Here is a 12,308-nt window from a genome sequence, read left to right as displayed (position 1 = left end):
TCGAATTTGGAGCTTCAGGGCCCTGAATTAAAAGCTTCAGGGTTTCAGAGCTTCAAATATCAGAGCTTTAAGCTTCAGAGTCATGAGCGCCCCAGAGTCTGGGGTGCTCAGGTTGCAATTTACGCGGAAGAGCAACGCCAAAAGTGGACATTATTTATGGGCTAAGTGTTTCTCGACCAAGCTAATCATGGCCTTGGCCGCGAAGGATAACACTTGATCTCTACGCCAAAAGAGTGACAACTCCCAACGCAGTTCGTCACTCGCTAGCGGAATATTAACGACTCCGGCGACACTATAACGCCGTGCGATTGAGCGCGGCAGTATCATCACTCCCGTGCCCGCTGCCACTAAGGCGATACCAAAATCGGCTTGGCTGACACGGGTGATATTTTGGGGAGTAAATCCCGCAAGCTGGCAGGCCTTAAGCACTAATTGGTAGAGAGTATACTCGGTTTCAAACATGACCTGAGGCTGCTCCTTCAGATCGATAATCGACAGCATAGTTCTGGAAGCTAACGCATTTTCCCTTGGTAGTACGACAACCATAGGATCGTTAAATACCCGAATGCCATCGTAACCCTCGTCGAAGTTGATAATCCCTGTGGCGAGTTCAATTTCCCCCTTTTGAATGGCAATGGTTTGCTCAACGCCGCCACGAACGAGCAAGTGCATCTCTATTTGCGGGTATTGCTGACGATATTTGGCAATTATCGGGGCAAAAATTTCGGCGCTGCCCAGTGGAGCTAATCCGAGATTGAGTTCACCGGCGGTTAAGCTGCGCTGCGCCGCGAGTTCGGCGAGCATGCGCTGTCTTCCCGCGAGCAACTCTTTACCGTGGCGATAGACGACTTCTCCCGCTTGGGTAAGTTTCACTTGAGTGCCGCGTTTGCCCCGTTCCAGCAAGGTCAGATCCAGTTCATCCTCTAATTGCCGCACGGCTTTGGAGAGGGCGGGCTGTGTGAGGTGTACTTTTTCCCCTGCTTTACCAAAACCGCCCGCATCAACGATTTCGATAAAATAGCGGATCACTTTAAGATCCATGTTTACTCACCTTGAATGCATTCTTAAAATTTATGGATTGCATTCTTAATATTCATTTTTTTTATTAAATAGGCAAGCCTAAACTATCGCTATAGAAACTGTTCGCTACAGAAACTGAGAGTCAATCGAGAACGTCATGTTATTTCCAGCCGCAATACGTCGATGCCGCTATGGGGCTTTGCTCTTTATCCAAATAGGTCTGTTTTGTTTGTTGTCCTTTGCTTGCCACTGGCTGGCAATTTGGGCGCATTTACCCATACCGGGTAGCGTGCTTGGTTTAGGCATGCTATTGATTTTACTCGGCTCTAAACTTATACCTGAGAGTGCTGTGCAATTGGGCGCCGCATGGCTTATCGGTGAGTTATTACTGTTTTTTATTCCGCCTGTGATATCCGTTATCAAATATGAAGGACTATTTGAGCAATATGGCGTCAATATCCTTTTTACGCTGATAATGGGCAGTGTCTGTGTGATGGTGGGGACCGGATTTGTGGTAGACAGAGTGTTTCGTTTCGAACGTCAGCTCAATATTAAGAAGCATGCTCGCCGCCATGCTAAGGCCATTTAGGATGTCTAACCTAGATCTAAGCACTGTGGGTTTATCCTCGTTATTGTTTTCTCAAACAGGGCTAGCACTGCTTAGCCTATTGCTGACCTTATGCAGTTATTTTGCCGCTAAACGTTTATATCAACGCCATAAAGTCTGGTGGCTAGCCCCGATAGTATTCGCCCCTGTGGTGATCACTTTATTGGTATTTAACTTAGATATTCCCTTACCGACCTATTTTGAATATACCCATTGGTTAATGGCCATGTTGGCACCGGCGACCATCGCCTTTGCGCTGCCGATTTACCGCGAACGCCAGTTGATCCGTCAGTACCCACTTACTCTCACTCTGGGTGTAGTTGCAGGGCTATTTTTGGGGATGATCTCGAGTTGGTTGTTAGTGAAGTGGGTGCCACTTCCCGCTGAGCTTTCAAGGAGTCTATTAGTGCGCTCGGTTTCAACGCCCTTTGCGATGGAGGCGACGGGTGCATTTGGTGGGGTGCCAGAGCTTACCGCCATGATGGTACTCATCACAGGGATTATTGGCATGTTAGTGTGTGAACCTTTATTTAAACTGATGCATATTCGAACCTCGCTAGGTAAAGGTGTTGCGCTGGGGGCATCGGCCCATGGGGCTGGCGCCGCCAAAGCCAGCGAGTTAGGCCAGCAGGAGGGCGTTATCGCCAGTTTAACCATGATTTTTATCGGTATTGCTATGGTGTTAGGCGCTCCGGTGTTTGCAGTGATCTTCAGTTAGTTTTTGTGAGTGATTAGTGAGTTTGCGTTAACCATCTCGACTTTAATTTAATTTCGTCAGCTTTAATGATTTTGTTTTACCTCTTCGGGCGCTAACCTCTGCTTGGGTTATGCGCCCATTTTTTTAGTTGGTAGTGAGTGATGACGAAATTGAATCGAGTAGGGACTTAGGATGGAAAAGCAGACAAGCGTGTCGAATGTGACGCTACGGCCAATCAAGCAAAGCGACCTTGAACAACTCTTTATCCATCAACGGGATCCGATTGCTTGCCAATTGGCCCAGTTTCCCCCGCGGGATCGCGAGGCTTTTTTTGCCCATTGGCAGCAAAATATTCTCGGGCAGGCGTCTGTGCTGGCACTGGGGATAGAGGTGGATGGTCTGCTTGTGGGAAATATCGGCCATTGGCATATGGATGGACAGGCGCTGATTGGTTATTGGATTGACCGCGCATTTTGGGGGCGTGGGGTGGCGACGTTAACCTTGAGCGCTTTTTTACCTTTAGTCGCCTCAAGGCCGCTTTTTGCCCATGTGGCGAAGCATAACATCGCATCTCAGCGGGTGTTGCAACGCCACGGATTTGTAAATTCGAATGGTTTAATTCAAGAGGAGGATGACGCTGCGCCATTGTTCGAGTTTGTGCTGCGCTGATGTTTAAACAGGTTATCTGGCCAATGGCTTAAACACTTATCGAGGGGATTGGATTTATATTAGCGAACACATTATTTGAGAAATCTATTTAGATAAGCTAGTCTTATCGTAAATTTAGATTTATCAACCCGACTTTAGTCTAATGCTGAGTTGCTTGACCTTACCGCATAACTCAATGAAACTCGTCATTTAATCATCTCCCACTAAAGTATGGGTAATTAAATAATGTTAATTTTCTTCATTTGCCTTGCGCTGTTAGCGCTTGCATATCGGTTTTACAGTCCATTTGTTGAACGCCAAGCGGGTATCGATCCTAAGGCTCTTACTCCTCAAGCCAGATTTAAAGATGGCGTGGATTATGTTCCTGTTCACCCCTTTAAAGCGTTTTTGATCCAGTTCCTCAATGTGGCTGGTGTGGGGCCGATTTTTGGTCCTATTCTGGGTGCTCTCTATGGTCCTATTGCTTTGGTCTGGATTGTGCTTGGCAATATTATTGGTGGTGCTGTACACGATTACTTTTCGGGTGTACTCAGTATTAAGGAAGATGGCAAAAGTCTGCCGGAAATTGCGGGGCATTACTTTAATATTTACTTTAAAGGCGTGATGCTGCTCTTTACGGCTATGTTGCTGTTTTTTGTGGGCGTGGTGTTTATTATGAGCCCAGCGGGACTTTTGAGTAATCTGGATTACTTTAAAGACACCATTTTTGGCAATAACACCTTCTGGGTATTAGTGATTTTAGCTTATTACTTTTTAGCAACTATGCTGCCGATTGATAAGATCATTACTAAGTTATATCCCGCATTTGGTTTGTTAATGGTCGTTATGACCACGTCAATTGCAGTTGCATTAATGCTCCATGCTCCGCAGTTACCAGAAATGGGTGATGTGTTTGCCTATTTTGATCATAGTCATTATAACAATGACTTACTCGAGCCTAACCCTGATGGTTTACCTGTATGGCCACTGCTGTTTGTGACTATTACTTGTGGTGCAATTAGTGGTTTCCATTCGACTCAAGCACCGATTATGGCTCGCTGTTTAACCAACGAGAAATATGTTCGTCCCGTTTATTATGGCGCTATGGTTGCTGAAGGTATTGTGGCATGTGTCTGGGCTACTGCGGGTATTGCCGCTTTCCCTGGAGGATATGTTGAACTGAAGAGCCTGCTGGATCAGGGGGGTCCTGGCTTAGTGGTTAATCAAGTGGCGACAACTTATCTTGGTGTTCTGGGCGGCGTGATGGCGATTGTTGCTGTTGCTGTATTCCCTATCACTTCGGGAGATACTGCTTTTAGATCCTTACGTTTAACGATCATTGACGCATTTAATATTCCACAGAGTATGCGTAATCGTTTATTAGTAGCAGCCCCGATCCTTACCATTGCTTACTTTATGACAAAGATCGATTTCTCATTGATTTGGCGCTACTTTGCCTTCTCAAATATGTTGTTATCGACCAGTGTATTGTGGCTAGCGACTAAATATTTATTCGATAGAGGCACTTTCCATTGGATTGTGAGTTTACCTGCAATAGCTGGAACCTGTGTGACGGTTTCCTATATCGTTACCGCGGGCATAGGGCTTGGTTTACCTCAATCTTTGAGCCAACCTGTGGGGATTGCGGTGGGCGTTATCTGCCTCATAGCACTGATTATTGCCCATAACAGACGTAAAGTGGCTGTCGATCTGAAGTAATTTTAGTTGGTGATTCACCGTTTATCAGGGGCTACATTGTGTAGCCCTTTTTAATACTATTTTCATAAACTGGCGTCAGTATTGAATATTGTTGTCGAGCCATATTCCATTGTATCGAAATTATGTTAGATTCTGGCGAACTGATGGAGATAGAGGTATGTTTATCACTGTCATTCACAGTTCTCCACAGGGCAGTCACTGCAATAACGCTTAAATTTGCAGAGAAGTGTCAGGAAGTTACACCAATTCAGAGTCTGCTTATGCAACCCAATTTATTTCCCGAACAAAGAAATGTTAACCGTGGAACTAGGCTAATACCCTCATCGGTTGAAGCTAAATCTCACCGCGGTCGCCTACAACGTATGGTTGGCAGTGTATTGCTGACCTGCAGCGTATTACTGAGTCTCTCGGCCTGTGCGGCTAGCAAGGTTAGCACACCGCAAGAGGGTGAAGCATTTAGCTATGCTTGGCTAAAAGGCTATGCCCATACGCTAGCATCAGGGCCCTATGTCAGCCATAAGGGTGAATTGCCTAAGAGCTTACAGGGCATGAGCTGGGATGATTACCAGCAATTCCATTATAAGAAAAAGGCCGCCATGTGGCGTGAGGATGATTCAGAGTTTCGCGCCGAACTGTTTCACTTAGGCCTCTATTTTGATACGCCAGTCCACATCTATGAGCTTGATGGGGGAAAAGCGGAGCTTATCGAATACTCACCCTCGATGTTTGACTATGGCAAATCTAAAGTGAAGGGCAGTCAGCTGCCAAAAGATCTCGGTTTTGCTGGCTTTAGAATGCAGTTTAATACCGACTGGCAACGCGACGTGGTCGCCTTCTTAGGGGCTAGCTATTTCCGTGCGGTAGGCCAAGAAATGCAGTACGGCTTGTCAGCCCGTGGTTTAGCTGTAGATACGGCTTTACCAAAACCTGAAGAGTTTCCAATGTTTACCCACTTCTGGTTAGAGAAGCCACAACCAGGTTCTAATATTGCAACTGTTTATGCCTTGCTTGACTCACCGAGCGTGACTGGAGCTTATCGCTTCGATATCGAGCCGGGTGAGCGTTTAAAGATGAAGGTGGATGTGGCGATTTATCCACGTAAAGCCATCGAGCGTTTAGGGGTTGCACCGCTAACGAGTATGTATATGGTCGGTGAAAATGATCGCCGCACCGGTTACGACTGGCGTCCAGAAATTCATGATACCGATGGCTTAGCCATGCACACGGGCAACGGTGAATGGATTTGGCGTCCGCTAGCTAACCCAGAAAATCTGCGATTCAATGCCTATAGCGATGAAAATCCAAAGGGTTTTGGTTTACTGCAGCGGGATCGTAACTTCGATCATTATCAGGATGACGGTGTTTTCTATGAAAAACGTCCGAGCCTGTGGATCGAACCAACGGGTAACTGGGGTAAAGGTTCGGTACAGTTAGTGGAAATTCCAACCTTAGATGAAACCTTCGATAACATAGTGGCCTTCTGGAATCCTGCTGAGCCTATCCTGCCAGGTCAAGAATTGCTATACAGCTACAACATGTACTGGGGCGGCATTCCACCGGTTCAGTCACCCCGTGCTCGGGTTGTCGATACCTTCACCGGGATTGGCGGCGTAGTTGGCCAGAAACGCAAATACTACAGTAAGCGTTTTGTGGTGGATTTCGCGGGCGGCACTTTGCCTATGATAGGTAAAGACACCCAAGTTAAAGCGGTGATCACAGCATCTGAAGGTAAAGTGGAAATTGAATCAGCGCGTCCGTTAGCGTCGATTAATGGTTATCGCGCTATGTTTGACGTAGTGCCACCCGGAGACGGCACAGAGCCGATTAACCTGAGAGTCTATTTGGAAGTCGATGGTCAGCCATTGTCTGAGACTTGGATGTACCAGTGGACTCCGCCTGCTAAGGATGATCGTGAATTGCACAACGCGGGTCATCTGCAATAAGCGATTTGTGAGTCATTAATCTAAAACGCCAGCTAAGTTAGCTGGCGTTTTTGTGTTGGCTTTATTCTTATACGGCTTGATAGGCTAAGACTAGATTATCTAAAAAATGCCCCAGCAACTGATTCATTCGAGTCGTTGATTGCCCTAAGATGAACTCAGGGCTTTGAATATATGGCATTTTCTGTTTGCTAGAAAAAGCATTTTCTTGGGCAATGAGTGGCGTTAATTGGCTACTGATAAATTCAAGATGGCATTGAAATCCAAAGACTAAATTTGTGTAACGTACAATTTGTCGCGGGCAAGCTGCACTCGTGGCGAGCACTTCGCAATCGGGAGTGAGGCCTGGCATATCGTTATGCCAGTGACCGACCACTTCAGTGGCCGAAAATGTCTTAAGGCTAATATCACTTCTTCCTGCCGCCGTCAGTTCAATGGGGAAGTAACCAATCTCGGCATGTGGGCTCTTTTGATAACGGGCACCTAATGCTTCGCCGATTAACTGCGCCCCAAGGCAAACCCCTACAACGGCTTTATTTGTTTGGATAGCTTGTCTGATAAGCTTTTGTTCTGCTTGGCTATCAAAATATGAACAATCACTTTGGCATGTCGCGGGAGACTGGGGGCCGCCGAGGACAATTAACAGATCAAAACTATCACTATTTTCGGGTAAAGCTTCATCTAGATAGACTTTGCTAAAGCTCATACTGTAGTTTTTGCTTGCGGCCCAATCGCTAAAATAGCCTGGACCTTCATAGCTTTCATGGATAATGCAATGAATGTGCATCGAGTTTTCCTGTGTCTTTTATGGGGTAACGCTATGCTACAATCCGTTGTATTTGGCTGAATAACGTCATATGGACAAGTAATGATGCTAAACCGACAACTCGATTCAATTAACGCCATGATTGAGCAAGCGCCTAATATGCCTTCTTTTGTAAAAACGATTGAGATGCAGAAGGGTTATGTGGATGTTTTACACCAGCACTGCTGGCATCAGCTTATTTTTCCGCTCCAAGGTTTGTTGCAGACTGAGGCAAATGGGGCACTGTTTTTAGTCCCCCATACCACAGCGCTTTTTGTGCCAGCAGGTGTCATGCATGAGTCTGTTGCGATTACAGATACCTGCTTTATTGGCGTCTATTTGAATCCTATGTACGGCCGAGATTATGGCGCCACGATTAAACCCGTCGCTATGAGTGCTTTTCTAAGGGAGTTAGTGTTAACGCTCAGAAAACAATGTGCTTTTATTACCCCAATGAATGTTGATCCAATGGTTCAGGCGCCAATACTGCGTTTGCTTGAGGTGTTATACGATCAAATTAATAGTGCGGAAGGACAGACGTTTAAGTTACTGATACCGCAAGATAGGCGTCTCAAATTGATTTTTGAGCATTTAACCCAAACGCCAGCTTTAGATTTCTCTTTAGCAAAATGGGGGGAGATGGTTGGGGCATCGGAACGAACATTGTCGAGGTTATTTGTGAGGGAGTTTGGTTCTTCATTCGGATTATGGCGTCAACATTTGCGACTGATCTATTCGCTGTCGTTATTGGCCACTGATCTATCAATACAGAATGTGGCCCACCAAATTGGTTATCAAAATGATTCATCTTATATCAAAGCCTTCAAGGAGCGTTTTGGGATGACGCCACAGCGATTTCGGTTAGGCGATCATGGGGTATAGCTCAGTTACGACTGATGACGACGAACACTCTATTTAAATGGTTTTTACATGTTAAATCAATATTTTGCATAATATTTCTGCACAGTTATTCATATAGTTGAATAAAATGAAGCCTGTGTTAATTGCAAGCATGCTACTGAGTTATTGAGGGCTAATTCACTTTTTGACAATCTAAATAATTTTTCACTGTAAAAGAGGTTAAATATAGGCGTAATCTGTGGGCGTTATTGCTATTGGTAGTATGTTATGTTTGAAATGTTCACAACGTTAGGCTTTGCTTGGTCTGTGGGTTTAGTACTTGCGATACTGTTTGTATTGGCATACGAGTTCATCAATGGTTTCCACGACACTGCCAATGCGGTGGCTACGGTCATTTATACCAAGGCAATGCCAGCCAATCTTGCCGTTGTTACCTCTGCGCTCTTTAATTTTGCGGGTGTGCTATTAGGTGGCTTAGGTGTGGCCTATGCGATAGTGCATTTGTTGCCCGTAGACTCCCTGCTCAGTATGGATTCGACCCAAGGTTTATTGATGGTCTTTTCCTTGCTGTTTTCGGCAATTATTTGGAACTTAGGCACTTGGTATTTTGGTATTCCGGCATCGAGTTCCCATACCTTGATTGGTTCAATAATGGGCGTAGGCGGCGCGTTCGCTTGGATGAATCATCAGCCTATCTTGCAGGGCATTAATGTCTCCAAAGCCTCGCAGATCATGTTGTCCTTAATCATTTCGCCAACCTTAGGTTTTGTGATGGCAGGGATTTTTCTGCTCATCATGAAATACGTCTGGCAGAAACATAAAATCCACCGTACTCCCGATGAACAGATGCAGATTAATGGCAAAAAACATCCGCCATTTTGGGCAAGGGCGAGTTTAATTGTTTCTGCAATGGGGGTGAGCTTTGCCCATGGTTCGAACGATGGGCAAAAGGGCATCGGCCTAGTGATGCTAGTGCTGATTTGTATGGCTCCGGCGTATTTTGCCTTGGATATGAGCAGCCAACCCTATGATTTAGAACGAACTCAAGATGCCAATCGGCGCATTATGGCGATTTACGATCGCAATCAAACCATTATCGCGGATGTCATCGATTTTAACGCTTCGGCAAATGTCCCCGAATATATGCTGGCCCATTGTTCGCCCGCGAATGTATTACCGGCGATGTCGCTGCTCGATCGCCGCTTGGCAAAAGTCTCGACTTACCAAGATATGGATGTACAAGAGCGACGCGAGGTGCGTCGGTTACTCCTGTGTATCGATGATACTGCCCGCCAAGTAGCTAAGTTAGACCTTCCCGCGAAAGATCTGACTTCATTGGCTAAATGGCGCAAGGATCTCACTCTAACCACTGAATATGCGCCTCTTTGGGTCATTATTGCCATTGCGACTGCGCTGGGCTGCGGTACGTTAGTGGGCTGGCGGCGGATTGTGCATACCGTTGGGGAAAAAATTGGTTCATCGAGTATGACCTATAGCCAAGGTATTGCCGCACAGGTCACCGCGGCCGTTTCCATTGGTATTGCCAGTGTGACGGGCATGCCAGTATCGACGACTCATATTCTATCTTCCGCTGTTGCTGGCACTATGGTGGCGAATCGTTCAGGGCTTCAGAACCAAACAATCAAGCAAATCATGCTCGCTTGGCTGCTGACGCTTCCTATTACTATGTTGCTCTCTGCGTGCGTGTTTATCCTTGCCAATGCACTTTGGGGTTAGCTAAGAATACTCAAGTTGAATGTACACATAGCCAAGCCCTGAGGGATTGGCTTTTAGGTTCAGTGCCGTTTCCCGCGATAATGACCTAAGCCATCTTGTTAGAGTTGAGCTTTCAACACCCACAAGGACATAAAATGGCTGACCAATCTAGAATACTTTTCAAAGCACTACATCAACAATCAGAGCCGCTGATATTAACTAACGTTTGGGATGCCGCCAGTGCGGCCATCATCCAAGCATCGGGCGCCCGTGCGATTGCGACCAGTAGCGCGGCATTGGCTTGGTCGCTCGGTTATCCCGATGGGCAAGCGCTACCTAAAGCGGCTTTATTGGACGCAGTGAACCATATCCTACGACTGAGCCGAGTGCCCGTGACGATAGATATTGAATCTGGTTATAGCCAAGATCCCGATGAGGTTGCTGCTTTTGTTGCGCAGCTCGCTGAGCTTGGCGTAGCAGGAATTAATATTGAGGATGGCAGTGCAGGTGTTGCTGAGATGGTGGCCAAAATTAAAGCTATTCGCGCCCACCCTCGTTGCCAAGGATTATTTATTAATGCGCGAACCGATGTGTATTTACTGGGTTTAGCCAGTGGTGAGGCCGCAGTCGTTATGACTATTGATAGGTTAACTCAATATCAGGCTGCGGGTGCGGATGGCGGCTTTATCCCTGGCGCGATTAAGGTCGAGACCGCTAAGCGCTTGTCTGCCGCTGTGGATATGCCACTGAATTTTATGCTATTGAATGAGCAGATGGATATCGGCGAGTTATTTGCCGCAGGTGTGCAGCGTTTTTCCACAGGTCCGGCTTCGTTTTTACAAGCCTATGACACTTTGCTTAATCCAATTTTGTTGAGTTCTATTACGGCAAAGCCGTTTCAACAACAGCCAAAAGATGCGGTTATTGCCGTTGATAAGGGTTCAGTACCTAAAGCCATTGCCCTTGATTTTGAACGAATGAATAACTTATTTATCCCGAGTTAAAGCTGTTTTTCATCTATATCCACGGCGAGCTTGCCGTGGGTTTCTTCTTAAGTCCGTTTCACCTCGCGCCCTTTTACCAAGAAAGTCCCATCTGCGTGCTTGTCTCCTCAGGTTTCTTATCATGCAGGCTTATCTCGGCGAGTTGAATGTGCGCTGTAATTTGGCTGCGCAATTTTTGATAGAGACGGATGGCCAGTTCGGGCGCGGCTTCATTATCGGGAGTATGAATAAACAGATAGGGCTCTCGACCTTCTGCGAGCCACAGCGGGAGCTGTGCGAACCAATTATCAAAAAAGGCATCGTTATCCTTAGGCAAAGCGCTAACGCCTTGCTGCGCGAGTTGTGCTACGGCATCGTCTGGTTGGCCGATAAAGCGCACCACAGGATTGTTGGCGGTGGCAATCGCATGCACTGGCACCCGCGGTTTTTTCCTGTGGGCGTCGATGATGGCAGCGTTGCTGGGTGGCAGGGCAAATAATGGACGACTATCCATAATGATACGATTCACTTTTTTATCTATGAGTAATCGATTGAGTGCGCGTTCGGCTTCTCCCTTAGCAAAAAATGCGGGATGCCTCACTTCGACGCCGTAGTTGAGCCCTTGGGGGACTTGCGCTAAAAACTGTTTAAGTACAGGTAATTGCTCCGGCCCGAAGTGAGCGGGTAACTGTATTTTCCACACTCCCGTTTTCTCAATCAGTGGCGTCATTACCCGAAAAAAATCATTGAGTTCTTGTCCGCAAAGTAAAAGCTGCTTCTGGTGGGTAATGGTCTGTGGCAGCTTAAAGGTAAATCGAAAATTCTCTGGGGTAGCACTGTGCCAATTCAATACGGTTTGTTGGCTTGGTGTCGCGTAGAAACTGGTATTGCCTTCAACGGTATTAAAAATATCGGCATAGCGGGCAAGTCGATCGGCCTGCTTGGTTTCTCGGCCATAAACACTGTCTTGCCAATGCTGATGCGACCACATGGCTAACCCAATACGTAGGCTTCCGTGACGGTGTGAAGGCGGTACGAGTGGATTCAAATAGACATTCCTTTCACAATACTGTGGGTTTATCCCAGTATGATTTTCCCAACAAGAAATTGACCGCTATTGTGCCTATGTCACTATAGAAGCGTCAAATCCGTTGCAATAGCCTGAGTTAGGGCGGTTGTATACTCAATGATTATGGATAAATTAACGGCTTCGAAACGTCTATTCATGAATGTTGGTGATGGATCGACGCTGAAAATTAACCTACTCTAATAGTGTGTTATTGTACGCTTTGCATTACCTTCTGTTGAAATG

General features: G+C 46.3%; 11 protein-coding genes. 8 read left to right on the top strand and 3 right to left on the bottom strand.

Translation table 11 applies throughout. The features are described from left to right. Positions 1-150: 150 nt before the first annotated feature. Positions 151-1,041, bottom strand: coding sequence for a LysR family transcriptional regulator (locus JFT56_RS15325; protein WP_198780883.1), 891 nt, complete (start codon positions 1,039-1,041; stop codon positions 151-153). A 136-nt stretch (positions 1,042-1,177) separates the two neighbouring features. On the opposite strand from JFT56_RS15325, the gene JFT56_RS15320 reads away from it, so the two are divergent. From JFT56_RS15320 to JFT56_RS15300, 5 genes are all read left to right on the top strand, one after another. Further along, positions 1,178-1,609 (top strand): CidA/LrgA family protein, encoded by a 432-nt coding sequence (locus JFT56_RS15320; RefSeq protein ID WP_198780882.1) that lies wholly within the window; start codon positions 1,178-1,180, stop codon positions 1,607-1,609. 1 nt (position 1,610) lies between these two features. Next, the gene (locus JFT56_RS15315; RefSeq protein WP_198780881.1) at positions 1,611-2,345 is read left to right on the top strand and encodes an LrgB family protein; all 735 of its coding nucleotides are present in this window, start codon (positions 1,611-1,613) and stop codon (positions 2,343-2,345) included. A 171-nt stretch (positions 2,346-2,516) separates the two neighbouring features. Continuing rightward, on the top strand, positions 2,517-2,993 hold the full coding sequence (locus tag JFT56_RS15310; RefSeq protein ID WP_198780880.1) for a GNAT family N-acetyltransferase: 477 nt from the start codon (positions 2,517-2,519) through the stop codon (positions 2,991-2,993). Between the two features lie 225 nt (positions 2,994-3,218). After that, positions 3,219-4,691 (top strand): carbon starvation protein A, encoded by a 1,473-nt coding sequence (locus JFT56_RS15305; protein WP_198780879.1) that lies wholly within the window; start codon positions 3,219-3,221, stop codon positions 4,689-4,691. Between the two features lie 260 nt (positions 4,692-4,951). Further along, the gene (locus JFT56_RS15300; RefSeq protein WP_198780878.1) at positions 4,952-6,634 is read left to right on the top strand and encodes a glucan biosynthesis protein; all 1,683 of its coding nucleotides are present in this window, start codon (positions 4,952-4,954) and stop codon (positions 6,632-6,634) included. Between the two features lie 67 nt (positions 6,635-6,701). Here JFT56_RS15300 and JFT56_RS15295 read toward each other — a convergent pair whose 3' ends face one another. Next, on the bottom strand, positions 6,702-7,418 hold the full coding sequence (locus JFT56_RS15295; protein WP_198780877.1) for a type 1 glutamine amidotransferase: 717 nt from the start codon (positions 7,416-7,418) through the stop codon (positions 6,702-6,704). An 84-nt stretch (positions 7,419-7,502) separates the two neighbouring features. On the opposite strand from JFT56_RS15295, the gene JFT56_RS15290 reads away from it, so the two are divergent. The 3 genes from JFT56_RS15290 (at position 7,503) to JFT56_RS15280 (ending at position 11,017) form a co-directional block, all read left to right on the top strand. After that, a complete protein-coding gene (locus JFT56_RS15290; RefSeq protein WP_198783600.1) occupies positions 7,503-8,318 on the top strand; it encodes an AraC family transcriptional regulator in 816 nt (271 codons plus the stop codon). 246 nt (positions 8,319-8,564) lie between these two features. Further along, complete coding sequence (locus JFT56_RS15285; RefSeq protein WP_198780876.1) at positions 8,565-10,034, top strand: inorganic phosphate transporter; 1,470 nt, start codon at positions 8,565-8,567, stop codon at positions 10,032-10,034. 134 nt (positions 10,035-10,168) lie between these two features. Next, positions 10,169-11,017: an isocitrate lyase/PEP mutase family protein gene (locus JFT56_RS15280; RefSeq protein WP_198780875.1), complete on the top strand. Its 849-nt coding sequence runs from the start codon at positions 10,169-10,171 to the stop codon at positions 11,015-11,017. 73 nt (positions 11,018-11,090) lie between these two features. Here the strand turns inward: JFT56_RS15280 and JFT56_RS15275 are convergent, their stop codons facing one another. Next, positions 11,091-11,987, bottom strand: coding sequence for a DUF72 domain-containing protein (locus tag JFT56_RS15275; protein ID WP_198783599.1), 897 nt, complete (start codon positions 11,985-11,987; stop codon positions 11,091-11,093). Positions 11,988-12,308: the final 321 nt, after the last annotated feature.

It is taken from the genome of Shewanella putrefaciens (assembly GCF_016406305.1).
GTDB lineage: Bacteria > Pseudomonadota > Gammaproteobacteria > Enterobacterales > Shewanellaceae > Shewanella > Shewanella putrefaciens_C.
This window is presented reverse-complemented; position numbering and strand designations above follow the sequence as displayed.